Source organism: Blautia sp. RTP21359st1_E11_RTP21359_211015, from assembly GCF_040910705.1.
Classification (GTDB): domain Bacteria; phylum Bacillota; class Clostridia; order Lachnospirales; family Lachnospiraceae; genus Blautia_A; species Blautia_A fusiformis.
The window spans coordinates 52,647-78,646 of the sequence record NZ_JBDGAB010000006.1 but is presented as its reverse complement, the minus strand read 5'-3'; the positions used below and the strand labels follow the sequence as shown (position 1 = coordinate 78,646).

The window sequence follows — 26,000 nt, the reverse complement described above, 5'->3', positions numbered from 1 at the left end:
GCCCAAGGTCAACGCTCCGCGCCACGGCTGGGCTTTTCCTTCGGGGGCCGTTCCGCCTTTGCCTGTTCGGCAGCCGCTTTTCCGGCTTTGAGCTGGTCGCTGATGGATGCACGCCCCACAGAGCCACGCTCCGCCATCTGTTCCAGCTTTGCCTCATAGGCTTGCAGAACAGCGGTGTTGAGCTGTTCCCGGAACTCCTTTGTGACAGGGTAGGCCATATCCCGGTAGCCGCCTTTGCCGTCTGGCTGGCTGGGCATCCCAAGAAAGAGCCCCTTGCTGCCCTGTACGATTTTCAGATTTTCCACCACAAAGCAGTTATTGAATTTCACGCTGGCAAAGCCCATGAGGTTTTTCACAGGTTCGATGACCCGCACGCTTACATCCAGCTTCAACGGTGCGGCCGGGGTGGTGTTTGCAACCTTTTCCTGCATGGTTTCCTCCTTTCCGGCGGGAACAAGGTTCCCGTCCTTGTAGTCATAGCCTTCCGCCCGGAGTGCCGCCAGCGTGTCCGCCGATACGCACCCGGACAGTTTCAGATCGGTTTCCACCATAAAGCGCATGGTGTCTGCTTTAGAAAATTCTTCGGGGAGCTTTCCGTAGAAAGCCGGGTGCGGCTGTCCGTCCGCACCCTGTTTGTAACGCCGGGGCATACCGCCTCCTTTCCGCTTCGGGTCAGCATGACCCGAAGTCTCTTAATGGCAGCCGAAGATGGATTTTGCAAGACTGCCTGTTTTGAATAAGGTGAAACACAGCAGCACCGTATATCCCACGCATCCCCAGATTGCCCCGATGGGGTCGCCGTCGGTGGCGATACTCTGGATCAGCACCGCATAGATGGCGACACAGACTAAGATCAATAGACCTTGAAAGCCCACCGCAAAGAGGGAGCGGAAATAGTTCTGCCCCATGTGTCCGGTTTCCCTGTTGGGGACTGTGGCAAACGGGATAGGCGCTAAACTTGTGAGTAAATAAATTTCAATCATACGGCCATATACGATGACGAAAATCACGATGTTTAAGGCAATCATAGTAAGCTGGATCAGGAAGGACTGGAGCCAGAGTCCGAACAGAGGGCCTAACTCCATCGCTTCAAGCTCTGTCCGCAGACTGTCCAGCACATCCGGCGTGATCTCTGTCCCGTTCTGGATAATGCCCGCTGACTGCTGTATCACATGCTGGCTCACATCAAAGACTGCCAGCACGATATTGAAGGTATTCGTCAGGATCATCACAGCCACAAAGGTTTTGAACACCCACTTAAAAAACATCCATGTGTCAACTTCATGGAGATTGTTGCGTTCTATGAGCATCTGTATCAGTTCATAGGTCATAACAAAAGTGAGGATGACCCCGGCGATTGGCAGAATGGCAGTTTCGGAGATCTGTCGTATCATGGAAAAGACCCCGGCGTTCCAGTCCGCCGGGGTCGTGCCTACCTGTGTGGCGATCTCGCCAACGCTCTGATTGACGTTATCGAAAAGGCCGTCCAGATTTCCCATGATACCATCGACGAGCAGACCTTTCAGCCATTCAACGATTGCGTCGATGATAAAGTCCATACATCAGCTCCTTTTCTGGAAAAGGGACAACGGGTGACACTTAGCTGAACAGGCCGGACAGCAGAGGGATAAGCTGAAGGCCGATCAGAACGACACCGCCGCCCGCCATGAGCTGCTTAATGCCCTGTGATTTTGCCGCAGGGTTATCCGACCCGTAACCTTCCAGAAGGTTGATGACGCCCCATACCGCCAGACCGGCGCCAAGAGCCATGACCAGAATTTTGAGAATGTCGATTGCCTGATTGAAAAATTCCATATACGTTCCTCCATTTTGTTTGTTTGATGGTTTTGGGTACAAAAAAAGCCGCCCACATCGGCGGCGCTTCGGGTCATCATGGCCCGAAGTTACACAAACTCGTCGCTGTCCAGATCATCGAAGTTCAACAGGTCAGCTTCTTCGTCCGTGTCGGAGCCGTCCACTTCGTACACCGTGTATTCGTCCTCCGGCTTTAGTCTCAATAGCCGGTGGCGGAACAGGCTTTCCAAGCGGAAGGCGTTTTTCTTTTTATCAAATTCGGCTGTGTACTTGTAATTCGGGTGCTTTTTCAAGTCATACTTCGGGGACAGGAAGGGCGGGAGCCCCCGAAGCTGCAAGATACATTTATCCCCGGGCATGGTGGTGATCTCGCTGGTGGTCATCAGCTCCCGACCAAGCCGCTGCATATTCTGGCTGTAACTTTCAGACTGTCCACGGCTTCGGCCCTCGGTCTGCATAGAGATGGTGGCCTTGCCCAGCCAGTTTTCCGAAATATCCTTTAGGGTGGAAGCCTCCCGGCCTCCGAGGAACACGATACTGTCCATGTTTCCCATGATGGTTTCGGAATGGTCTTTGTACAATGCCTTGCACTGGCTCATAGCCTGATAAAAGAGCGTCAGGCTGATCTCCCGGGAACGAATGACGGCCACGATCTTTTCCAGCCCCGGCACCTGCCCGGTGTTGGCAGCCTCGTCCCATAGCACCCGCACATGGTAGGGCAGACGCCCGCCATAGGTGTTGTCAGCCCGTTCACACAGAAGGTTGAACATCTGCGAAAAAGCAAGGGCAACCAAAAAGTTGTAGGTGGTGTCCGTGTCGCTGATAAGAAAGAACAGCGCCGATTTTTCATCCCCCAGCTTATCAAGATCCAGCTCGTCATAGGACATGATCTCCCGAAGCTGGGGAATATCAAAAGGAGCCAGTCTTGCACCGCAGGAAATCAAGATGCTTTTGGCTGTCTTGCCGCTGGCGAGCTTGTATTTCTTATACTGCCTCACGGCGAAGTGCTGGGGGCTGCGACGTTCCAGCCCGTCAAACATATAGTCCACCGCATTTTTGAAGGTTTCGTCATCCTCCCGGACTTCCATGCTGTTTATCATTTCCACCAGCGTATTCATGTTGCGTTCTTCCTCCGGCCCCTCAAAGACGATGTAGGCCACAAGGGCGCAGTACAAGAGGGTTTCAGCTTTAGTCCAGAATTCGTCGCCCTCCTTGCCGTCGCCTTTGGTGTTGGCGATCAGAGCAGTAACGAATTTCAAAACATCGCTTTCCGTCTTGATATAGGCCAGCGGATTGTAGTGCATGGATTTTGAAAAGTCGATACTGTTGAACACCCGCACCCTGTATTTCTCCCGTTGCAGAAACCGCCCGCACTGGTCGAGGGTGCCGCCCTTCGGGTCTACCACCACATACGAGGAATGGGCTTGAAGGAGCTGCGGGGTCAACCAGAACCTTGTCTTTCCCGAGCCGGACGAGCCGATGACACAGGCGTTTAGGTTCCGGGCATTGGCAGGTATCTTCGGACGGGTGTTCATGGTAAGGAACTCCGTCCCGGTCAGAATGACATTGTTCTGAAATTTAGGGTCAACAAACGGCTTTATATCCTCCTTTGTTCCAAAGCGGGCGGTGCCGTATTCCGCATCCCGCCGGAATTTTTTCGCCTGCCTGATCTTTGACTGTATCAGCAGATACATCCCAGCCGCACCGGCAAGGCCCACCAGCAGGTCAATACCTCCCAGCCCCGGCCAGTAGGTTTCAAAGGCTTTGGGGAAGGTATCAAGCATCCCCATGAGCTTTGTCCCGAAGTCTGTGCCGGGGGCGATCCGGTAGGCCGTCCCGATTTTGGAGAAAAACCAGAACACAAAGAGGTACGGCAGGTTTGGGAGCACATATTTTCTGATCTTGTCACTCAACGTCCGTCCTTCACCGCCTCTCTGGTCCGCTGCTTTTCCTTTGCCTGCGTCCTGATTTGCTCCGTGAATTTCCGAAGCTGACCGAGGATGGAAGCCTTGTCCTGCTCTTTGTTCAGCACCTTTGCGCTGTACTTCTGGAAGGCCGCCGTGATAGCGTCCGCCTGATTGGCTTTGAAAAACAGCAGGTAATGACCGGGGCTCACTTTATGGAAAGCGTAGTCCACATGGAACTCCTTTGCGATCCGGTCAAAATCCTTTGGAGCTCCTACATAGGGCATGGCACTTTTGCCGCCATAGTGGTTCATCAGCTTTTTCACGCTCTGGCGTCCCTGCGGGGTCAGCGCCTTCTGGTGGTGCTTTTGCAGCGCCCGAACCACCTTGCCAAGAGCGGCAGCCAGCACTTTTCCTGTGAGCTTCGTTGTCCTGATCGAAAGGGCAACCGTTTTTTGGTTTACTTCTTCCTGCATAAAACCTCCTTTCCATCGGGGTTCCCGCTATCCGGGAGGCCCCCGTACAATCTCGGGGAACAGAAAACCTCGGGCCAATGTGGCCCGAGGCTTACCGCTCGGCATCTCTGCCGGACGGAGCTTTCTTTTCCGGCTCCGTCTGGACTTTTTCGCCCTGTTCCCGCATGGTCTGCAAGATAGAGGGCTTCTTTTGAAGCTGGGAGGGCTTTTCGCCGGACAGCGGCTTGATACATTCCAGACGGTCAGCCGCCCGGATGGCGTTGTCCGTGAGCTGCCTCTGCCATGCGCCTACGCTGGGAGCCCAGCGAAAGCCGCTGCTTTTCAGCTTGGCCCGGGTGTCCGCGTCAGGCTTTCCATCAAAGAATACCTGCAAGCGGTTGTCCTCCCGGTTCATCTCCACACGGCCCCCGTTGAACTCCCAGCCGGAAAACTCCCGCTGTGCCTGTTTGGAAAGCTGTTCGATACGGGCCTTTACCCGGCGGATCTCCGCATTGTTGTTGGTAAGCTGGTAGCTTTCAAAGGGCCTCGGGTCGCCCCGCCAGCTTGACGCCATGCTTGCTTTCAGCTTTTCGATCTGGTCCGGCGACAGCAGCGCACAGCCATCCAGTTTGCCATGCTTGCGGTAATAGGCGTTGACCTCCTTCATAATGAGCTGGGAGCGTTCCAGCCCGTCCAGCTTCTTCTGGAGCTTTTCAATGGCCGCCGGGTCATCGGCGCTGATCCCGCCCATGCCGGTACTGCGTATCTTATCCAGAAGCCCTTGAATATACCGCCATTCCTCCATGTTGTTGTCCCGGGCCCGGTTCTGTTTTTCCTTCTTTCCCACCGGGAAATTGGCAGGTCCGGCGATCATCACAGAGGGAACCCTTGCGTCAATGGCAAAGCCCTGGTTCATGTTTTCGGCCAGCTTGCGGGCGTAGGTGTCTAACAGATGGTCGATCTTCTCATGGTACATGGGGTCTACCCGGGATTTTTGCTGTTCGGCTATGGCTGCGGCCTTGTCTACCATTGCCCGGTATTCCGCCGTTGCGCTCCCTTCCTTGTAGTCGGAAAAGCTATTCATTTCCTTTGCCCGGCGGGCGGCCCCTTCATTGATAGAGTAATAGTTGATGGTATGCACCTCCTTCATGCTTCGGGCCATGCTGGCCCGAAGTCCTACCGTTCTTCATGGGAAGGCCCCGCCTTGTCCTTCTTCGGAGCGGGCGGGGCTTCTTGAAACCGTTTGAGTGCGGCGAGAATGGAGTGGACAGGCTCGGCCTTTTCAGGATAGGCAAATATCCGGTGTTCCGGCGGGATGTCCTGCGGCCCGTGATAATACTCCTTGAAGCCCTCCGGGACTACCGACACATACCCACCGGGAGCGAATACGCCGCCCTCGTTGATACGCACATCCCGTCCGTATGCTTCATAATCGAAGTAGTTCTGAATGTGCTCCGGTATGTCGATGGTTCCAAGCTCGTCGGCGTACAGACGGCCCAGCCCTTCATCATCAGAAATATCCGGGTAAAAGCGGTAAAGGTCAAGGTTCTGCGTCAGGTTTATCAAATCCTTCACGCTCCGTGTGTGGTTTCCCAAGACAAGAGCGGCTTCAAAGGTTTCCAGTCCGCCCTTATCCCGTACTTCCAGCAGAGCGTGGCCCAGCTCGTTCAGCTCGTCGATGTTCTCACATTCGTAGAGATGATCGTAGAGCCCCAGTACATCGCTGTCAAAGCTGGTAAAGAACACTTCGCTGTACCGTTTCCCGTCTATCCCGATTTTGGCAAGGGCGGCCTGCAACTCCTGTGTCGTCGTGGGGAAATGTACCGTTGTCCCTACCTCGATCCCCATTAAGGGGTACAGGGCTGTATTGGTTATATAGGCTTCAAACATGGGCTTATTCCTCCTTTCCGGCCCGGTCAGCCAGCACCTCATAGATCCCGGCCATAATGTAATCGGCACAAGGGAGGGCAATCGCATTTCCCAGCGCCTTGTAGCGTTGCAGAGGCCGGATCTCCATGCCGTCCGCCCCGTACTTTGTCCAGCCCTCCGGCAGCCCCATCAGCCGTTCACTTTCTGTTTCCGTCAGAAAACGGATACAGCCGCCCTCCGGGTCGCCCTCATACCAGAAGGCAAAGGGCGTTACATCACTGGCTAAAAGAGTGGGAAAAGGGTCAGTTGGTAATCCGAAGCTGTTTCGGAAGGCCGTTTCTTCCTGCCTTTTTGCCGCTCCCCGCATACGGAAGCACTGAAAGGGGTGGATGACTGGTATCTGCCGCCCTGTTTCAAAAGAAGCTGTTCGATCTCCTTCGGCGGCGGCCCGCCCGCCCTCTCCGCAAGGCGGAGGAAGTGGGAGCATTGGACGGGGCTTAAATAGTATGTCTGCGGCACGTCTGCCTCCAAAGTCCGCCACGACGAAAATCCGCTGCCTTCGTGCCAGCCTTCGGGAGCCTGCCCAATACTGGGCGTCCATGAGCCGCCAGCACACATCAGGCGTTCCCCCTCGCACCATTCCGGCGTTTCCCCATCTTCCCGAAGGAGGCATTGGAACTTCGGTGTCCGAGAAGGCGGATAGGACGGCTCTAAAGTCCATCCGGTCATTTGTAGAAAACGCTCCCATGACGTTTTCCCAAACAGCGATAGCTGGATATAGGTTATCAGTAGCATCCCTCATTTCCTGTATGATACGAAACGCCTGATAGAACAGGCTTGATTTTGCCCCGGCAAGGCCGGAGCGGTTGCCGATCAGAGAAAGGTTCTGACAGGGAGAGCCGAAGGTTATCACATGGACCGGCGGGATTTTCCCGCCGTCCACCTTCGTAATATCCCCCAAATGCACCATGTCGGGAAAGTGCCTTTTGGTTATGGAGATGGGCGCTTTTTCAATCTCGCTGGCCCATACCGGACGGATACCGCACCGGAAAGCAGCCAGAGGGAACACGCCGATTCCGTCGAAAAGGCTCCCCAGCTTAATGTCCGGCATGGCCCGGGGTGCCGTGTCCCTTCACGGCAAGCACCCCTTCCAGTGTGGTCGCCGCAATGCCCAGCCGCCCGGCAACCGCAATATCATTTTTTACATCCTCGTCCACAGCGCTGCCGCAGACGATCAGGGTGTGGGAACGCCGCAGCATATCCCGGCGCATATCAATCCCGGCCTTATGTTCCTCGGGAACGCTGTCATTCAAAAACAGCGGCAGGTACAAGAGCGGGCAGATAGGGGAAAAGCCCGCCTCATAAGCAAGGCGGCAGTAGTGGGCCGCCAGCTCCATATCAACATCCGGCTCGCCGCTCCATGCGGCGGTCAGGTACGCTAAAGGTCGTTTCATTGGTTGAGCCTCCATTTCTGTTTTGGTTTAGAAAAAAGCAAGATATCGCCCAACCCCTCCGCCCCTTCCCCCGGGAAGGGGAACGGCTCTGGAGAATTTATATCCCCGTCGCTTGACCGGGAAAAAGCATAACCGGGAGAAATCCGTCAAGGGTGCCTCCGGCACCGCCTGCGGCGGCGCTGCCCTTGACTGATTTTCCCGGCTATGCTACGGAATAACTGGCGACGGGGAATAATTTATATCTCCAGAGCTTCGGGGCGCGGGGCAGAGCCCCGCAATCCTCGGGCCATGCTGACCCGAAGTTTGGGCTTACTTTTCCTGTTCGGTTTTCTTCTCCGGCTTTTCATGTTCCTTCTGCTGACCCTTCCAGTCGTCCAGCAGCTTGATGATCTGGTCCTTCATTTCCCGCGGCGTAGTTTCCTTGCCGAAATACTTGCTCAGTTCCGCACCTGTCAAAATCACTTTGTCTACCTCCTTTTTGTCCTCCATCATAATGCCGTCGATCACATCCCCGTTGAGCAACTTCTTTTCGTCCAGCTCACGCATACGCTTTGCCTGCGCCTGCGAAGGAGAGGACTGCTGGCTGTCAATGGCAACGGCGATATAGTTCTGGTTCTTTTTGCTGACATAGGAAAGCTCCACCGCCGTAGTAAAGCCCAGCTTTTTTTCATCCATCAACTTCATCAGGTCGGGGACCAGCTCATTGAGACGGATATACCGCTGCACCTGCTTGACCGCCATCTTATTGCGCTCGGCCACGATCTCGTTGGAGCGTTTGCCAGCGTCCTTCGGGTCAATCTGGCCCGAAGTGCGGGAGCCCTGGTGCTTGATAGCTTCAAGCTGCATTTTCAAGGCTTTGGCCCGCTCACTGGGGAGGATTTCTTCACGCTGGTTCAGATTGTCCTCGACCATCTGGGTGATGGCTTCATCGTCTGTCAGGTTTCGGACGATACAGGGCATATCCGCATATCCGGCAAGCTCACTGGCTTTCTGGCGGCGGTGGCCGGACACGATCTCATAGCCGCCATCCTCACGGGGACGGACGATAGCGGGCTGGGTAACGCCCTTGTCCTTGACGCTGGACACCATAGCCCGCATTTCTTCATCATCCCGAACCTCAAAGGGATGGTTCTTGAAGGCGTGGAGTTCATTCAGCTTGATATAGACGATCTGCTCCTTGCCCCGGCGTGGTGCATCCTGCGGCTTTTCAGGTTCCTTCGGAGTGGGAGCGGTCTGCACCGTTGGAGCCGTTTTTTTCTCCGGCTCCTTTTTGACCGTCTTTTCCGGTTTCTGTGCGGGGGCTTTGGACTTTGGGGCTGCGGCCTTGTCCTTATCTGCTTTCGGGGGACGGCCCCGGCGCTTCGGCTGTTCCGGCTCTTTGGGTTTTTCCTCTGCTTTTTTCGGAGTCTCCGGCTGCTTTTCCGGTTTCTCCACTTTTGCCGGGTCAGGCTTTTCCACGCCGGGAGTTGCCGCCCGTTCCTCGGCTTTCTTTTCCTTCATAATTTCAGCGAAGTTATAGACGGAAACCTGTGGGTTCTTTACCTCTGGTTCCGTCTTTTTTCCCGGCTCCGAGGAAACGGAAACCTTCTCCGGCTCTTTTGGGGGAGCGGGAGGCGTTTCCTTGCCCGGCCCGCTATCCGTTACCGGCTGTTCCGGCGTTTTTGTGGTTTTATCATCTGCCATAAGCATTTACCTCCTGTTTTTTGGCATGAAAAAAGGGGCTCAACTTTTCAGTCAAGCCCCCGTGGGAAGTTCCTCCTTTCTCCGCCATGATACAAAAATACCGCCCGTAGTCTCGTTTGGGCGGTACTTTGTGTAAGATTGGCAGTCCATTATTAAGTTTTTTATTATGTTCCCTTTGTACACCGTTGCAAGAGTATTTTCATAATTCTGTTCAATTTTGTCTATGTTTTCGAGAATCCTGTTCATGTACAAATGCAACTAAATTAGAGTATAATAAGGGAAACCATTGAAACTGGGTTTCCGTAAAGGACATTCCTGTGATGGCAGGAATGTCCTTTACATATAGCGGTAAATTCTGAAGTAGTTGGCATAGAAGTTCATGAGGTAGTTGACGTATGCTTTAAATCTTTTCATTTCGTTTTCCTCCTTTCTTTATCTTACAAGCACATTATAATATCAGAAGACGTCTATTACTTGCCAAATGGGAAGAAAAAGTAGACAAAACTTGCAGGAGATTAATTGGAATGTACTGGTAAGAGCATCACAGACATTTGCCTGGATGCAGGAGTTGAGAGCCAAAGGACATTTAACCGGGTATCTCGTGAAAGATATAAAGTAACGTCAAGGGAATACCGGAATTTTTATCGTGAACAACATATAAGTCAGACCCAGGATGAAATATCTGGAATGGAGAAATAGGATGGCATTTATAATCTGTGTAGCAGCACTCATAATCATGATGTTTGTATTTACCAAAATGTTGTTAAGTTTTGGCAATAACAGCAGTGCGGCAGTTGAATCTGTTGATGCGACTGTAGTTGAAAAGAAGCAAGGAATCTATACCCATATGCAGTCTGAATCACATGTACCTTGGTTTCGCGTTGTATTTGAGATGACAGATGGAAGTTTGATGGAATTTCAAATGCAACAGGGAGATTTTCGTGAATTGGAAAAAGGCGATCGAGGTATGCTGACTTATCAGGGAAATCGGTATATATGTTACCAAAAATATAAATTTAAAAGTGAAGCACAGGAGGAAGAAAAATGTTAAGTGAAAGCATTGCAAAACTGGTACAGTATGGGATTACAACAGGTCTGACACCAGAATGTGAAAGAAATTACACAACAAATCTTCTGCTGGACGTTTTTCATGAGGATGACTATGAGAAACCGGACAGCATTGAGGAACCTGTTAATCTTGAAACAACATTGGGCGAATTGCTGGACGAAGCTGTAAAAAGAGGACTGATCGAAGACAGTATTGTATACCGGGATCTATTTGATACCAGATTAATGAACTGTCTGATGCCGCGTCCGGGCCAGGTGCAAAAAGAATTCTGGGATAAATATAAAGAAAGCCCAAAGGAAGCAACCGATTATTTTTATAAACTGAGTCAGGACAGCAATTATATCCGCAGATATCGCGTAGAGAAGGATCAAAAGTGGAAGGTAGACAGTCCATACGGTGAGATTGACATTACCATCAATTTGTCCAAACCGGAAAAAGATCCAAAAGCAATTGCCGCGGCAAGGAATGTAAAATCCGGAAGCTATCCGAAATGTCTTCTTTGCCCGGAAAATGAAGGATATGCAGGACGTGTTAATCATCCGGCAAGGCAGAACCACAGGATTATTCCGATCACAATCAATGATACTCCTTGGGGATTCCAGTATTCTCCGTATGTGTATTACAATGAGCATTGCATTGTGTTTAACGGCCAGCATACTCCAATGAAAATCGAGAGAAATGCATTCATTAAACTGTTTGATTTTGTAAAACTGTTTCCGCATTATTTCCTTGGATCTAATGCAGATCTGCCGATCGTAGGCGGCTCGATCTTAAGCCATGATCATTTCCAGGGTGGACATTATACATTTGCAATGGCAAAAGCACCAATTGAGCAGCACGTGGTACTTCCGGGATTTGAAGATGTAGAGGCTGGAATTGTAAAATGGCCGTTATCTGTACTTCGTATTCGTCATAAAGACTCTAACCGTTTGGTAGATCTGGCAACACATGTGCTGGAAGTATGGAGAGGTTATACGGATGAAGCAGCATTTATTTATGCTGAAACCAATGGAGAGCCTCATAATACAATTACACCAATTGCACGTAAAGTAGGGGATATCTACGAATTGGATCTGACATTAAGAAACAACATTACAACAGAAGAACATCCGCTGGGTGTGTATCATCCGCATGCAGAATATCATCATATTAAGAAAGAGAATATCGGCCTGATCGAAGTTATGGGCCTTGCAGTTCTTCCGGCCAGATTAAAAGGTGAGATGGAACTTTTGGAAGAGTATATTCTTGAAGGCAAAGATATTTCTTCAAATGAGCAGATTGAGAAACATGCAAAGTGGGTTAAGAAGTTCCTTCCGAAATATCCGGAAATCACAAAAGAAAACATCCATGGCATTCTTCAGAAAGAGATTGGAATCGTATTTACCCATGTTCTGGAAGATGCAGGAGTATACAAATGTACGACCGAGGGAAGAGAAGCATTCATGCGTTTTCTTGAAACATTATAAAAACTGAAATAAAAGGATTCTTTGGGAAATGGGAGGTAAGTGAAACCTCCCATTTTTTTAGGGCAGCTACTCTTAAGAAGCATGGATCGGGCAGTTGCATTATACGAAAGTATGGAATTGCGGGGATTCCATGGGGAATTTTATTATGCAGAGAAAGCATATAACAAACTTGCATCCTGGGGATATGTGATTTTCTGGGTATCAGTATTTATTTTGATGAGAACATGCTCAGTCACAGTGCTGCTGGGAAGAATGTTTGTATAGAAAGTGTAGACGAAAATAATAAAATTTGAAAATGTAGTATTTGGATATGGAGAAGAGAAAAATGCCTTGAATTATGTGTCTTTCCATATCAGTAAAGGAGAACAGGTGGGGCTGATCGGAGCCAATGGTGCAGGGAAGTCTACGCTAATGAAGGCAATGCTGGGACTGATCCCTGCAAAGGGAAAGATCACTGTTGATGAAACAGAAGTAAATCAGGAAAATTCAAGTAGAATCCGGCAATGCCTGAGGTATGTGTTTCAGGATTCTGATAATCAGATGTTTATGCCGACGGTTTATGAAGATATGATATTTGGACCATTAAATTATGGTAAGAGCAGAAAAGAAGCAGATCAGCTTGCCAGGGAGGCCTTGGAAGAACTGGACCTTATACATTTGAAAGACCGCCAGAATTATAAGATGTCAGGTGGCGAAAAGAGAATAGCTGCCATAGCCACCATCCTTGCAATGAACCCAAAGGTAATGCTGATGGACGAACCATCAACAGCATTAGACCCAAAGAACCGGAGACGGCTGATACGGATCCTCGCAGAAAAGAGCAGCGTAAAATGTTTTGTAGAAATCAGCTTACTGTTTGTAAAAGAAAATGTTTTTTCCAGCAGCCCTGGTTATTTTTTATTAAATCGGAGATATTAAAATCAGACGATTTAAAAAATATGTCTGAATGCTGTTTATCGTTAAAAACAGGGGGCATGGATGGGAAAAAGAAAAGAGATAACCGGTAAGGATAATGGAAAGCAAAAAATGTGGACAATAATCACTGTCATCATAGTGTTCTTTGCTATGGCTGGCTATGCAGGAATGTCTTATTACTATTCAGACAGATTTTTTCGGGGAACAACGATCAACGGAATTAACTGTTCTGGAAAAACATCGGAAGAGGCAGAACAGGCGGTTGCTAAAAAAGCAGAGGATTATCTGCTGGAAGTAAAGGCAAGAAATCTGAAATCACAGAGTATCAATGGAAAATTGATCGGATATCGTTATGTTTCGGATGGCAGTATTTCCCAATATCTGGATGAACAAAAACCATATAAATGGGTTCGGGGATTTTGGAAAAAACAAAATTATACAGCCAAGGAAAACATGACCTATGATAAAGTGAAGTTAAAAGAACAGCTGGAAAAACTGGAATGTGTAAAAAAAGAGAATCAGACAGCACCAGAAGATGCATATGTAGCTTATAAAGATTCGAAGTTTGAAATCGTACCGGAAACAGAAGGGAATACCCTGGATTTCAATGGAGCTTATCAGGCACTGTCAGAAGCGGTTGCTAGCAAAAAAAGAACGATTGACCTGAATAGCTGTCCGGCTGTTTATGTAAAAGCGGCAGTACTGAAAGATGATCCAGATCTTAAAAATTCATTGGAAGAATGCCAAAATCTGATTCGGACCAAAATCGTATATATATTTGGAGAAGAAACGGTAACATTGGAGGGAGACGAGATCAGAAAATGGCTTATTTTTGATGAGAGAGGACGGCTGCAAAAAAATGAGGATGAACTGAGACAGTGTGTGGCAGAATATGTGGCACAGCTGGCTGCCACACATGATACCGTAAATACAGAGAGGGAATTTTGTACAACAAGCGGACGTACTGTTCAGGTGTATAGTTCCGTTTATGGATGGAAGATCGATCAGGAAAAAGAAATAGAAACCATTATGCAGGAAATGATTGCAGGAGTACAGATAAGCCGGGAACCGGTATACGCTATGCGGGCAAATGCACGGGGAATGAATGATATAGGCAGCACGTATATTGAAGTGGACCTGTCTGCACAGCATTTATATTACTATCAGGATGGTTCTATCATTTTGGAATCGGATATTGTGTCAGGAGATATGCAGTATGCAAAACGGCAGACACCACCGGGAATTTTTCAACTGTATTACAAGAAAAGTCCATCTGTGCTGAAAGGAAAGATGCTGGAAAATGGGAAATATGAATATGAAAGACCAGTAACTTACTGGATGCCTTTTAATGGGGGGATTGGATTTCATGATGCTTCATGGCAGCCATACTTTGGAGGAAATCGTTTCCGAGAAGGTGGTGGATCCCATGGATGCATTAATCTTCCGGCGGACAAAGCGGCAGAACTTTATAATAGGATAGACGAAAGTGTGCCGATTGTCTGTTTTTATTAAAAATGGGCAGGATATATAGTTTTATATAGAGGTTTGTTTATAAAATGGAAGATCTTAAATGGTCTTCTGTTTTTTTTATAATTATCAGCAATAATTTCATGGAAGAAAAGTGTGTATGTTCCGTCCAGATATGGAAAGAAGTCTTTGACCATTTTGACCGGGAACCGAAAAAAATCGAGATAAATGAGATTTATTCGATTGATGAAGATGCAAAGGAAACCTTGCAGGAGAAGATCAAGAGGATGCTGGTTACAGAAGCAAAACGAATGGTAGTGTATAAAATTAGGTGGATGTAATTGAGAAAAAAATATGATATCATGTTAGTAACAAAACGGAAATTATGGAGGAATAGAGTGTGAAAAAATGCAAATATTGTGGCAAAAAACTCAATGATAATTTTGAATTTTGTAACAGTAAATGTGAAAATTATTATGAAAAGATGATGGATAAAGACAGCCATAAAATCAAGTATTTTACATTAGGCATTATTTTGGGATTCTTAGTTATGTTTTATGGCATTATTTCTAACAATAATGTCTTTATAATAGGAATTGGGATTGTAGTAATGGGTATAGATGTTGTTTTATTGCCATTTACAACTCCTGAAACAATTAATTTTCTAGGATATCAAAAGTCAAAATTCGCAGGAAGAATATCAGGCATATTGATTATAGCAGTTGGAGTATGGATGTGTTTTATTCAATGATAAATCCCAGCCTGCAAAATTGAAAATAAATTGAAAGTTACGAAATCGGAGGAGTTAATGATTATGTGGAATGAATTAGGTTTAAGCGGGGGAACCGCAATTATTATTTTGATTGCGCTGTATTTCGTCATCAAATGGGCAGTGAAAAATGGAATCAAAGAAGCCTACAGTGCCATTACTGGAAAGAAAACGGAAGAAGATGTCAGAAACGAAAAAGAATTGAAAGAACTCGGATTTGAGTTAGAAGATAAATAAAAGTTTATAGAGATGATGAAAGCATAATAGAATTAGCTGGCATGTGGGAGTGATCGAATGAGTTGGTTAAATATATAGTACGAAAGTAATTTGAGAAAAAATGATAAAAGGGATGGGATGAAAGCTCTTGCAGTTTACTGCTTAATCATGTGCAGTGCTTTCTGTCAGGGCTGGCTTTATACAACAAATATAAATGTTATTGTGCTGAATTTATCACAGATATGGATCCCTTTGATTTTGACTGCTGGCTTCTTTTTATTTTTTTACTGTAGCAAAGAGAACATTAGAAGTATTATTCAGAGGGTACATACAAACAAGATTATTTGGACTCATAAACAGTCAGTGGATAGTTGGAATAATCAATTCTGTTCTTTTTGCTTCTTGTCCAAAGAGAAAGAAAAGGTAGATTAGAAAGTGTTTTTTACAGGCAGGTGATTAGATGAATGATCAATTCTTACAAGGAGTATTATTCGATTGGAATAGAATTGATAACGATAGTTATTTAACAAAATATAACAAGAATTCTCCTTCCTCTATAGGTGGGAGATGAATTGTAGATCTGAGCATAAATGCTCAAAAGAATTTTATAAACAAAAAAAGAAAACACTTGTTCGCGTGTTGGAATTGTATTATAATAATAAAAAGAGAACATATTGTTCAAAAAACGATGATTGAAATCATTCATATGTAGGAATAAGGTGAGAAAAATAAATCGGGCAGTAAAAATAAGAATCTATCCAAATGCAGAACAACGTGTGCAAATAGATAAAACAATCGGTTGCAGTCGCTTCATCTATAATTGTATGCTTGCTGACAAAATGGAACATTATAAAAAAGAAAAAAAGATGTTAAGGAACACACCAGCCAGTTACAAGAAAGAATATCCCTGGCTGAAAGAGGTGGATTCATTGGCGTTAGCAAATGTACAGATGCATCTGGAAAGTGCATTCCATAAGTTTTTTCGTGAACCATCTGCAGGATTTCCGCGTTTCAAATCAAAGAAGTCATCAAGGAAATCCTATACAACAAACGTGGTGAATGGAAATATCTTTCTGGAAGGGAAATATCTGAAACTGCCTAAGATGACGGCTGTCAGAATAAAGCTTCACCGTCCGGTATCAGAAAAATGGAAACTGAAATCTGTGACAGTCAGCAGGGAGCCATCCGGAAAATATTTTGCCAGTCTTTTGTTTTGCTGTGAAAACCAAACAGCAGAAAAAAGACCGGCAGAAAAATTTATTGGGATCGATTTTGCGATGCAGGGAATGTGTGTGTTTTCTACCGGTAAAAGAGCTGAATATCCGATGTTCTATCGAAATACAGAGAAAAAGCTTGCGCGGGAACAGAGAAAGCTGTCCAGATGTCAGAAAGGCAGTCAGAATTATAAGAAACAGAAGAAAAGAGTTGCACTGTGCCATGAAAAGATCCGAAATCAGAGAAAAGACTTTCAACATAAACTCAGTGCCAGTCTTGCCGAGAGCTACGATGCAGTATGCGTGGAAGATCTGAATCTGAAAGGGATGGCAGGAGGACTTCATCTTGGAAAAGGCGTACATGATAATGGATATGGCCTGTTTCTGTCTATGCTGGAATATAAACTGGAGGAACGCGGGAAGTATCTGATAAAAGTAGATCGTTATTTTGCATCAAGTAGGATTTGCAGTGCATGTGGAAAGAAAAAAGAAAAATTGTCTTTATCTGAAAGGATCTATTACTGTGAATGCGGACACAGAATGGACCGTGATGTAAATGCAGCAGTTAACATCATGAATGAGGGAAAAAGAATCTTTGCAGAATGTGCATGACAGCACAATAAAAAGTCCGTAACCGGACTAATAAAAATCGCGGGGCACGCGAGGATAGCTTGTAGATACTTGGCTCAGTAGAGCCATTGAGCAAGAAGCCCCCACTTCAAAATCAGAGATTTAAGTGGTGGGAGCATGTCACTGTTTGGATTCGTAATGGCCAAAAAGAAAAGGGACAAAAATCTATAATTTCAGTTTTATTGTACTTTTCTAATTCGAGACACACTGTGCCCTGAATTGAGCTGGTCACATTATCGTGCCCTGATACGTATAAATGATGAGAAAGCAAGAACAAATGCAATGTAGACTTGGGATATAAAAAACTATACTATAGAAAAGCGTTAGAGGTGGCAACGGGAATGAAAAATAAAATTTTGGTGATAGAAGATGACCGTGCAATTTCAGAATTGCTGTGCATGAACCTGGAGGCAGCAGGGTATGAGACTGTGGCAGCGTATGATGGGGAAGAAGCCCAGAGGCTGCTCTTATGGCAGGAGGACGCGGACCTGGCAGTGGTGGATATCATGCTGCCGGGAAAAGACGGATTTGCACTGATGGAGGATTTCAAAAAGAAGGAGCTTCCGGTGCTCTACCTGACTGCAAAGGATGATGTGGCTTCCAAGGTAAAGGGGCTGAAACTGGGTGCAGAAGATTATATGGTAAAACCTTTTGAGATGCTGGAACTTCTGGTACGCATTGAGAAGGTGCTGGAGAGGACGGGACGGGCCAAGAAAGTCTTAACGGTCCGGAACATCCTGGTGGACATGCAAAGCCATCAGGTCTACAAAGACGGGCTTCCGGTAAGCCTAAAGCCAATGGAATATGACCTCTTTGTGCTGCTCCTGCAAAATAAGAACATTGCGCTTGGAAGGGAAGAACTGTTAAAACGGGTCTGGGGAGAAAACTACCTGGGAGAAAGCAGGACGGTGGATGTCCATATCGGACAGCTCAGAAAAAAGCTGGAACTTTATGATGAGATCAGGACGATCCCGAAACTTGGATACCGTCTGGAGGAATAAGGATGAAGCTGTGGAAACGAACGGTACTTCTTATGCTGGTAACGCTATTATGTGCCCTGATTCCAGTGGGAACGCTAAGTCTTTATATCACAGGAAAACGAAGCCTCAATAATGCTGCAGAGACCTACGGAAGACAGCTGGAAAATGGTAAGATACTCCTGGAACAATTTTGGGATAACAGCAAATATGAGCAGATGTCCGAGACTGGAAAGCAGGCTTATATGGGCTTTCAGTTCCAGCGATGCTGTGGGGAAGGCATGGCCCTGATCGACCGAAAAAGCAATGCCGTCATTGAAAACCTGACAGATTATAAAGTGGTGGGGCTCGAAAACTTAGGCTTAAAGGATGAAGGAGATCCGTATGCCTACAAGATACAGAAACTGGGACAGAAATACCTCCTTCTCCAGCTGGAACCATTATCCAGACCGGAAGGATACGAAGTCCTCTCTGTCCGGGAAGTCACAGGGCTTTTTGCAGAGCTGAGACAGACCGCTGTCTGGTTTTTTGGAATTTATCTGGCTGTGTTCCTGATCGCCGGCCTTTTTATTTATATGATGATGCGAAGAACTGTGGAACAGATGGAGAAGCTACAGGAAGTGGCAGAGAAACAGGAGCTGCTCATGGGGGCACTTTCCCATGAAATGCGTACCCCGTTAACGTCCATTATCGGGTATTCGGATACCCTGCGCCATGTAAAGCTGAAAGACGAACAGAAAGACCGGGCACTGGAACATATCAACCGGGAGGGAAAACGCCTGGAGGCTCTTTCTGGGAAGATGCTGCAGATGCTGGGGCTTTATCAGAACCATGCCATACAGATGGAAATGACCATGGCAGGTGACCTTTTAAACCATGTCATAGACATGGAAAAAGAACAGGCAGAAAAGAAAGCGGTACACCTCAAGATGGAATGTGAAGCCTTTTCCATGAAAATGGATCCGGCCTTGATGGAAAGCCTTCTGATAAACCTGATCGACAATGCCCTAAAGGCTACGGATGCCGGTGGAAGCATTTGGGTAAAGGCTTATGAGAAAGCTGGAAAAAAGATCTTTGAGGTGTCGGATACCGGAATGGGGATCCCGGAGGAAGAACTGGGAAAGATCACAGATGCATTCTATATGGTGGACAAATCACGAAGTCGAAAAGAAGGCGGATCCGGACTTGGGCTGGCACTCTGTGTGAAGGTGGCTGAAATCCATGGCGGATGCTTGAAAATCGAAAGCAGACAGAGAGAGGGGACCACGGTAAGAGCCATCTTCTGATTTACAATTTGTTTACATCTTAATGAATACATCGGCAAAGCAATATGGTACTCTTTTCTCATAAGAAAAGGGTACCTTTTTTAATACCGAAAGGAAAGGATGGAAAAAGGATGAAGAAAATAAAAATGTTTATGGGAGCCGTTCTGTGTATGAATCTTTTGACATTATCCGGATGTGACCGTATTGTCCAGTCTGCTGTTGTGGAAGAAAAGGATCAGACAGAACAGAAAAAAGAAGAGAAAAAGGAGACAGTTCAGAAAACCGTTGCCGAACAGGTACAGGCACCGGAAATATACCAGACAACGATCCAGGCAGATCTAAGATCAGCGGACCGGGAGGATAAAGAAACCCCAATGAATTTTACCCTGACAGCGGATGCACCGGTAAAAGTGCCGGATGTAGATGCAATCTGTTTAAAAAAAGTAAAAAGATTGGCGATTCCTGAAGAAGAACAGAATAAAATAAAAGACACATTCGGAAAAGGACAGCCCATGCAGGAAGAGAAGAATGAGAACGAACAGGCGGGGACATATACAGTAGATGGACTGACCTATCGGTATTCTTATACACAGAGTGAACAGGTATCGGATGTGGAGGAACTCGGATGTGGGATAGCGAAGTTTATCTTTGACGATTGTGGAGACATGACCCTGGAATCGAGCGAGAAAAAAGAAAGGGAAGAACGCTTTCAAAATTATATAAAGGCAGGAAGCGGGAAAGTGTCTGAAAAGGAAGCAAAGGAGAAGGTTTCAGGTCTTGTGTCCGGAGACTGGGAGATATTTGAAAGTTCCTCAAAAGCACTTACTGAAGGAAGCACTACCCTGGAAAAAGATGATTTCATTTTTGAACGGATGATAGACGGGGTTCCGGTTAATTATGTGAGGGAAACCTCTCTGCCTGTTAATGAACAGGCTCTTGAATGGGAAAACGAAGATGGAACCCTTCATGAAGGACAGTCTGAAGGATGGGAAAATGAAGTACTGACGATGGACTTTTGCAGTGGGACACTTCAAAGTTTTCTGCACCGAAATCCCATAGAAGCATCGAATGCTTCCGATGAGAGGCTGTTCTTACTTCCTTTTGATGAGGTCAAGGATATCTTTGAAAAAACGATCACTTTGCAGGTCATGACAGAAGACAAGAATCGGCTGATCTCTGTCGATGGAGGAAGCCACTACCGTTATCCGTCCATTGATGCACAGAGTGCGGAGATAGCCATAACAAAGGTACAGCTGGGTTATATGTGCATGCCAGACAGTGAAGGCAGCGATACCGAAGCAGTCCTGATCCCGGTGTGGGATTTTTATGGAACCTGGACATCCAAAGAGCCAGAGTATGAGTACGGAAATGGGGAGGATGGACCGGTCATGGGAGACGTGACGATGGATGATGCAGGTGTTCCACTCCTTACGATTGATGCACGGGATGGAAGCGTAATACAAAGGATTCAGGCTGGATGGGCGGCTTCTATGGGTTCCAAGGATATAAAATAGAGTGTCAATTTCAATTTCTAATCAATGATGACAGAAAGACCTGGAATTTCAGGTCTTTCTGCTTTACAGGAAAAAGAAAAATACGTTATACTTTTCCTATAGAAAAAGGTTGGAGGAATATGTATGGCAGAAAAAATGGCAGAGCGGATCGCAGAGATTTTAAAAGGACCTAATTTTCAAACGGCAGAGAAAGCACTGACAGATTTCTGCGGAACGATGGATGGGGAATTCAGGAATCTTCTGGTGGATATTATTGTGGAACGATGGATTGATACGCCTAAAGACGTACCGTTTTCCTATGCCCGCAGCATTTGGAATCGGAAAGATATAAATAGAGAAGAGTATCAGGCATTGCTGGAGGAAATCCGAAGCTATCCCATCGCACCGATCAACAAGGCAAAGATATCGGATTTTTTATGGGTTGTGGAAAATGATTTTTCAAATGCTAAAATAGCAGAAACGGCTTATTGCGAACACTTGAAGAACACCGGTGCATTTGCAGATCATATCATGGCTATAAACCGGATCTTGTTTATCTCTAAAAAAATCCGAAGCAAGGAAATCAATGAAGAGGTGCGAAAGAATCTGCTGATAAAAGTATTAGAAGAGTATGATAACAGCAGCCACGCAAAAATTGGATATTTGATAAAAACTGCCATGGAGGAAAAAGTGGATACAGGATATCTGATCCCTTATGTGGAAAATATCTTGAAAACTTACGATGATAATAGCTGCGATGCACTGCTCATTGGTAAGTTTTGTGATCTGTTGGAAGAACTCTATTGCAGAAAAAATAACTGGCTGAAGAAAAAGTGTATTACTGAACCTAAACTGATTGCGATACGAAGACGTAAGATTCAGGCTGTCCGGATGGAGGCTGAATATGCCGGGGCCTCTTCCAAAGGAAATTTAATGAGAAAGATTCACAATTTGAAAGAGGTTATTCAGTTGTTAAAGACCATACAAGGTACGGAAGAAGAAAGAAAGGCACTGTTGCAGGAAATAGCACAGATAGAAGAAGCTTCCCTTTCGGAGATGATGGTATGGAGTGATAAACAGGATGCCAGCGGCATTGTAAAAGAACTGTTCCGCCAACTGGAAGATCTTGATAAAGAAGAGGCATTATGTTATTTTGCTTCATTTATTCCGATTCCGGAAAGAGAAAGGGTAAAGAATCAGGTATTAAATAGGACTGGGATCCTGCACACGATATTTCCAGCGGCAATCCTTGGAAAAGGAGGAAAATTAATTGCTAAAAGCGGGCCTGTGAAAAAGCCCGATGGAACAATCGATGAAGGTGCGCTTAAGGATAATATGGAGCGGACAGCAACCATGGAGATGGATTATTTTGCACAGATCCTGGTGAGCAATACGTTTGAATATATTCGTTCCAGATTTTTGATCGAAGAGAGTGATATAAAAAAGATTGTAGATGTAAGTTGTGCGATTCCGGAGGGGAGAAAAGAATCGTATACCAAGGGTCTCATGTTTGGCTTTTCTGGAGATTTCTTGACGGCGCTCAGTATCCTGATTCCACAGATAGAAAATGCAGTAAGATATCTGGCAGTGGAATGTGGAGAACCTGTTTATAACATGAATGAAGAAGGGATTGAAGAAATAAAATCAATGCACGCTGTCTTAGAATTGGAAGGAGTAAAAGAAAGTCTGGATGAAGACCTTATATTTGCTTTAAATACGATTTTTTGTTCAAAATTTGGATTTAACATGCGCAACAATGTGGCACATGGAATGCTGGATGATCAGGCATTCCAGAGCTTTAAGGCTTTGTATATCTGGTGGTTTGCACTGAAATTTTGCTATCTATTCTGCGGAAAATTACAGGAAGAGAATAGAAGTAAAATAAATAAAAAGCTGAAACAGCTGATGGAGAAGAAAGATAATATGGATGAGAATTAATATAAAATGGTTGGACGGATGGTATGGTTTCCTTAAAAAGTGTTCGGAAGTATCTGGCAAGCATAGCGTTTGGACATCAAAACGCACTTTGGGGACGGCCTCAACCCCCGGAATGTGTAGCACTGAGAGTAAATCTATAAATATAATATGAATTATAAAAACACTCCAACTTAGTAGTCAGAGTGTTTTTCATAAGCATATATTTTTTTTATAAAAATAGAGAGAAAGTATTTTGGTAGTTACGGATTTAAGAAAAACCAAAATTCATGTCCCTGGCATACAATATAGCGCTCCAACCACTCATTAAAAGGAAGGTTAAAACGATCGGTGTCAGGAGCTGGATAACATAAATAATCGTCTCTACCTTCTAATACAGCTTGTAAATCCATGGTTATATCACCTATATCTTGCAGAAAAAGAATGGGAAGATGATAGGTGAATTCTGGATCAGATAAAATGGGTGTATTATTCCAAACCTCTTTTTGATTAAGAGCTTCTTTTAAAGAGTAGATGGTACAGCTGACTAGAGAACTACCCTCTTCTCCACAAAAAAGCTCCATTCCATTTGAACAAGATAAAAAGGCTTTATACGAAGCGGGAAGTTTCATGTTGGGAAAATATTTTTCAAATAACTGAATTTCTTCGGAGGATACAGGTGGGTAAAATTTATGAGTTACTTTTATAGGCTCATCACCTAAATGCCATTGATAGACCCAACCATTATTATCCATCTCATATTTTAAATTTTTGAAAATTCTGTGTATTGCATTTACATCTTCCATTATGTACTCTCTCCTTAATAATTTCTAAACCAAGAAGTTATTGCTCTATGGCTTTCGGTTTTGACGGGCATTAAATTATTAAAATCATTTAATGCACCTCCATATTGTCTTGGGCGTATATGATGAATTTGAACACTTGACCAGAAGGAAGAAGGCTGTTTTCCATATTTTTCTTCATATTGTTTTATATACTTTGATCTTCCATTCCATGTAGGAGATTTCGCAAGCTTTTTCCAAGTGGTGCTAATTGTAGATTCAGCATCTTTTTTAGATACGGGATCAACATATTGAGGGAAGATTTGTCCTTTTTTATTTGTTAAAATAGGAGTTATTTGTCCGTTTGCACCAGGATTAGAAGTGCCATCAGCCATAACCGCGTTAAAGGAAGTATTTAATTTCCAAAACATTGTATTAGCAGCGGTAGTAACATATTTAACCTGTCCCTTTCTTATTTCACTACTTTTAAAAGTTACAGTTCCTAAATTTGTATTAGCTGTTACTTGTTTTATATTGGATCCATGACGTAGTGTGAAATGAACAGTGAGAACTTTAGGTTTTTCTCCAATCATAGAGTCTATAACAAAACCATAACGTAATTTTCCGTCAACATAAAGATAATTAGTATGATATGTAAACTCACCGACAACTTCCTGTTCTCTGGAAGCTAAAGAAGAGGCATTTTTTCTATTATGAAGATTTACAGAGTCAGTGCTTAAAGATGTAGCATTTAAAGATAATCCCTCTTCATCATGTAATGAGGATATTTTTATATCAGATTGAGTAATATTTTGATTTGAGGCAAAAACACTAAAATTGACGCTTAATATCAATGTAAGCGATAACATCCACATGAGTATTATTCTTAATTTGTTTTTTTTACGCATAGTTGTCCTCCCGAAAAATATTTAGCTGTCAAATTAGCGCTTTGTTCAACAACGGAGAGCAATTATAGCACGTTTTATGTTTTTTTCAATAGTTTTTTGCGCATTTATAAGATTTGTATAGAGATTATTATGAAAAAACATAATATCACTAGAAAAGTAGTTACAGTAAGAATTGAGTAATTGAACCCAAAAGAGTGTATTTGGAAAGAAAAAAGGTGACGTTGTATATGTTGTTGGTTTTTTAATCTAAATATAAATATAGTATCACTATTTTGAAGTTTTTAGTATAAAATTTTATGAATATATAATAAAATTCATTTATAAACACACTGAATGACAATAAGAATCTTCGGGTTGAAATACAATGTAATTGTCAAAAACGTATGTTCAAATTGAGTATCTATAGTTTTCAGTAAGAAGAGTTCAATAGTAAGTTCAAATATCCATGCAGATAGTAATATCATCAGAAAAAGTGTATAATTACAAGGAAAGAATTCGATGAAAAAATTTATCTATGCAAAAAAGTATTGATGGATTGAGAGGGGATCAGTATGAGGGTTGACAAAACTTGCAAAACTTGTGGATTTGACTCTAATGGTGTGTGTGGTATGTATAGCACATGTAAGGAAGACGAAGAGTGCGATGACTGGGAAGCTTCTTTGGAGTATTATACGGAGATTACGAAAAAAGCACCTTGGTATATTAAGGGACCTTATGATAGATGTAAAATAAGTTATGAAAAATTTCTGGATCTTTTACAACAGGATGAACAGGGAGTCGATGTAGAAATAAATATTTATGATGCGATTGAAAAGGTCTATGAATTAAATTCAGTAGAATTAGCAGGGGTATTAGATGTGTCTATGGGAGTGCTGGGATATGCCAGCACACAAAAAACGATACCAAAGAGAAAAAGACAATTTTCAAGCAGGCTACATATTCCGGAAAGCTTCTTTGATGAGTTTTTATCTACACAGCTGGATGCATTAAAGAAATGTAGAGAAGAATTTCGTGATTGTTATGGGGACGAGCTGATAGAAAAATTTAAGCAAAATGGTTATGCTGCAATGGAAGCAAAGATAGAAAAACAAAATGCAGTCGATAAAATAAAAAATGAAAAGTATAGGGAAGAAAACCAGAACAGATATCAGTATAAGGAGAAGACAAAAATGTACCATGATCTATCTGATGATTACAAATCCAGGGACTATGTGATTGCGATAACCTTAAAATAAGGCGATTATTATGGAAATATATTCTATGAATACAGCTCTGGAGGATATGGCTTGTCTGTGGACATAATGGAAGATATTTTGCAATTTATTGAAAATCTGGATTGTGAAGAAATCAATGAGTTAAACGAGGAAGGTCTCTTAAATAATAATATAGCCTTGCAAGCAGACATAAATGGCAAGGATATTCATTTTGAACTGAGAAATGATGCAGGGGAAAAGCTCGAAAAGACAATCCCGGAAGATGAATTGCAAAAATACATTGTTGGTTATGAAATGATCCGGTGCGATGGACGTGGAATGAAAAAGGAACGCAGAAAATGTGGTTCCTGCGAAAATTTTACACCGATAGAAGGCTGTGCAAAAGGAAACTGTTCTGTTAGAGGTGATATCATTCAGAGAAGCAGAATTATATGTTCCCATGATTATGTGTTGAAAGCAGATAAAGTATTATGTTAAAATCGTCTCGTACTATCAATGGAAAAGATGATTGTATAGATTTA

27 protein-coding genes and 1 pseudogene are annotated in these 26,000 nt (G+C 44.6%); 16 read left to right on the top strand and 12 right to left on the bottom strand.

The window, feature by feature from the left end; genetic code table 11:
- Positions 1-8 precede the first annotated feature (8 nt).
- The 10 genes from AB5026_RS03605 to AB5026_RS03560 form a co-directional block, all read right to left on the bottom strand.
- Positions 9-650: a septation protein SpoVG family protein gene (locus AB5026_RS03605; RefSeq protein WP_173772645.1), complete on the bottom strand. Its 642-nt coding sequence runs from the start codon at positions 648-650 to the stop codon at positions 9-11.
- A 42-nt stretch (positions 651-692) separates the two neighbouring features.
- Positions 693-1,559, bottom strand: coding sequence for a VirB6/TrbL-like conjugal transfer protein, CD1112 family (locus AB5026_RS03600; RefSeq protein ID WP_005927637.1), 867 nt, complete (start codon positions 1,557-1,559; stop codon positions 693-695).
- A 40-nt stretch (positions 1,560-1,599) separates the two neighbouring features.
- Positions 1,600-1,815, bottom strand: coding sequence for a Maff2 family mobile element protein (locus AB5026_RS03595; RefSeq protein ID WP_016306504.1), 216 nt, complete (start codon positions 1,813-1,815; stop codon positions 1,600-1,602).
- A gap of 89 nt (positions 1,816-1,904) precedes the next feature.
- Entirely contained in the window at positions 1,905-3,728 is a 1,824-nt protein-coding gene (locus AB5026_RS03590; protein WP_368212752.1) for a VirD4-like conjugal transfer protein, CD1115 family, read from the bottom strand.
- Positions 3,725-4,195, bottom strand: coding sequence for a PcfB family protein (locus AB5026_RS03585; protein WP_025543433.1), 471 nt, complete (start codon positions 4,193-4,195; stop codon positions 3,725-3,727). Before AB5026_RS03585 ends, AB5026_RS03590 begins: the two co-directional genes overlap by 4 nt.
- Positions 4,196-4,286: 91 nt before the next feature.
- A complete protein-coding gene (locus AB5026_RS03580; RefSeq protein ID WP_368212750.1) occupies positions 4,287-5,336 on the bottom strand; it encodes a hypothetical protein in 1,050 nt (349 codons plus the stop codon).
- 14 nt (positions 5,337-5,350) lie between these two features.
- A complete protein-coding gene (locus tag AB5026_RS03575) occupies positions 5,351-6,064 on the bottom strand; it encodes an antirestriction protein ArdA (protein WP_110436877.1) in 714 nt (237 codons plus the stop codon).
- A 4-nt stretch (positions 6,065-6,068) separates the two neighbouring features.
- Positions 6,069-7,154, bottom strand: coding sequence for a DNA cytosine methyltransferase (locus tag AB5026_RS03570; RefSeq protein ID WP_110436876.1), 1,086 nt, complete (start codon positions 7,152-7,154; stop codon positions 6,069-6,071).
- Entirely contained in the window at positions 7,141-7,497 is a 357-nt protein-coding gene (locus tag AB5026_RS03565; RefSeq protein ID WP_003500157.1) for a hypothetical protein, read from the bottom strand. The genes AB5026_RS03570 and AB5026_RS03565 overlap by 14 nt, the downstream gene beginning before the upstream one ends.
- A 309-nt stretch (positions 7,498-7,806) precedes the next feature.
- The gene (locus tag AB5026_RS03560; RefSeq protein ID WP_368212748.1) at positions 7,807-9,186 is read right to left on the bottom strand and encodes a ParB/RepB/Spo0J family partition protein; all 1,380 of its coding nucleotides are present in this window, start codon (positions 9,184-9,186) and stop codon (positions 7,807-7,809) included.
- A gap of 513 nt (positions 9,187-9,699) precedes the next feature.
- Between AB5026_RS03560 and AB5026_RS03555 the strand changes: the two are divergent.
- From AB5026_RS03555 to AB5026_RS03490, 14 genes and pseudogenes are all read left to right on the top strand, one after another.
- Positions 9,700-9,879, top strand: a pseudogene (locus AB5026_RS03555) (AraC family transcriptional regulator); the annotation flags it as partial.
- A 1-nt stretch (position 9,880) separates the two neighbouring features.
- Positions 9,881-10,231: a DUF2500 domain-containing protein gene (locus tag AB5026_RS03550; protein WP_044961943.1), complete on the top strand. Its 351-nt coding sequence runs from the start codon at positions 9,881-9,883 to the stop codon at positions 10,229-10,231.
- The gene (galT, locus tag AB5026_RS03545) at positions 10,225-11,715 is read left to right on the top strand and encodes a UDP-glucose--hexose-1-phosphate uridylyltransferase (RefSeq protein ID WP_021652240.1); all 1,491 of its coding nucleotides are present in this window, start codon (positions 10,225-10,227) and stop codon (positions 11,713-11,715) included. The genes AB5026_RS03550 and galT overlap by 7 nt, the downstream gene beginning before the upstream one ends.
- A gap of 339 nt (positions 11,716-12,054) precedes the next feature.
- Positions 12,055-12,633, top strand: a complete 579-nt coding sequence (locus AB5026_RS03540; protein WP_235812414.1) for an energy-coupling factor ABC transporter ATP-binding protein — start codon at positions 12,055-12,057, stop codon at positions 12,631-12,633.
- Between the two features lie 60 nt (positions 12,634-12,693).
- On the top strand, positions 12,694-14,142 hold the full coding sequence (locus AB5026_RS03535) for a L,D-transpeptidase family protein (protein WP_118037293.1): 1,449 nt from the start codon (positions 12,694-12,696) through the stop codon (positions 14,140-14,142).
- Positions 14,143-14,186: 44 nt separating this feature from the next.
- Positions 14,187-14,438, top strand: coding sequence for a hypothetical protein (locus tag AB5026_RS03530; protein WP_235812351.1), 252 nt, complete (start codon positions 14,187-14,189; stop codon positions 14,436-14,438).
- Between the two features lie 59 nt (positions 14,439-14,497).
- Positions 14,498-14,848 (top strand): DUF2116 family Zn-ribbon domain-containing protein, encoded by a 351-nt coding sequence (locus AB5026_RS03525; protein ID WP_059085795.1) that lies wholly within the window; start codon positions 14,498-14,500, stop codon positions 14,846-14,848.
- A gap of 63 nt (positions 14,849-14,911) precedes the next feature.
- On the top strand, positions 14,912-15,103 hold the full coding sequence (locus tag AB5026_RS03520) for a DUF6019 family protein (RefSeq protein WP_059085796.1): 192 nt from the start codon (positions 14,912-14,914) through the stop codon (positions 15,101-15,103).
- A 241-nt stretch (positions 15,104-15,344) separates the two neighbouring features.
- Positions 15,345-15,509 (top strand): CPBP family glutamic-type intramembrane protease, encoded by a 165-nt coding sequence (locus AB5026_RS03515; protein ID WP_368212769.1) that lies wholly within the window; start codon positions 15,345-15,347, stop codon positions 15,507-15,509.
- Positions 15,510-15,801: 292 nt separating this feature from the next.
- Complete coding sequence (locus tag AB5026_RS03510; RefSeq protein WP_059085798.1) at positions 15,802-16,908, top strand: RNA-guided endonuclease TnpB family protein; 1,107 nt, start codon at positions 15,802-15,804, stop codon at positions 16,906-16,908.
- Between the two features lie 359 nt (positions 16,909-17,267).
- On the top strand, positions 17,268-17,927 hold the full coding sequence (locus AB5026_RS03505) for a response regulator transcription factor (protein ID WP_015525013.1): 660 nt from the start codon (positions 17,268-17,270) through the stop codon (positions 17,925-17,927).
- Positions 17,928-17,929: 2 nt separating this feature from the next.
- Entirely contained in the window at positions 17,930-19,189 is a 1,260-nt protein-coding gene (locus tag AB5026_RS03500) for a cell wall metabolism sensor histidine kinase WalK (protein ID WP_059085799.1), read from the top strand.
- Between the two features lie 110 nt (positions 19,190-19,299).
- Complete coding sequence (locus AB5026_RS03495) at positions 19,300-20,682, top strand: DUF6034 family protein (RefSeq protein ID WP_110103124.1); 1,383 nt, start codon at positions 19,300-19,302, stop codon at positions 20,680-20,682.
- 123 nt (positions 20,683-20,805) lie between these two features.
- The gene (locus AB5026_RS03490) at positions 20,806-22,599 is read left to right on the top strand and encodes a DUF4209 domain-containing protein (RefSeq protein WP_195567515.1); all 1,794 of its coding nucleotides are present in this window, start codon (positions 20,806-20,808) and stop codon (positions 22,597-22,599) included.
- A 239-nt stretch (positions 22,600-22,838) separates the two neighbouring features.
- Here the strand turns inward: AB5026_RS03490 and AB5026_RS03485 are convergent, their stop codons facing one another.
- Both AB5026_RS03485 and AB5026_RS03480 read right to left on the bottom strand, forming a co-directional pair.
- On the bottom strand, positions 22,839-23,381 hold the full coding sequence (locus tag AB5026_RS03485) for an SMI1/KNR4 family protein (RefSeq protein ID WP_147603555.1): 543 nt from the start codon (positions 23,379-23,381) through the stop codon (positions 22,839-22,841).
- A gap of 14 nt (positions 23,382-23,395) precedes the next feature.
- The gene (locus AB5026_RS03480; protein WP_118607976.1) at positions 23,396-24,265 is read right to left on the bottom strand and encodes an HNH endonuclease signature motif containing protein; all 870 of its coding nucleotides are present in this window, start codon (positions 24,263-24,265) and stop codon (positions 23,396-23,398) included.
- 551 nt (positions 24,266-24,816) lie between these two features.
- Here AB5026_RS03480 and AB5026_RS03475 point away from each other — a divergent pair.
- Together AB5026_RS03475 and AB5026_RS03470 are read left to right on the top strand one after the other, a co-directional pair.
- On the top strand, positions 24,817-25,500 hold the full coding sequence (locus AB5026_RS03475) for a hypothetical protein (RefSeq protein ID WP_173758373.1): 684 nt from the start codon (positions 24,817-24,819) through the stop codon (positions 25,498-25,500).
- 51 nt (positions 25,501-25,551) lie between these two features.
- Complete coding sequence (locus AB5026_RS03470) at positions 25,552-25,956, top strand: hypothetical protein (protein ID WP_110103126.1); 405 nt, start codon at positions 25,552-25,554, stop codon at positions 25,954-25,956.
- The last annotated feature ends 44 nt before the right edge of the window (positions 25,957-26,000 follow it).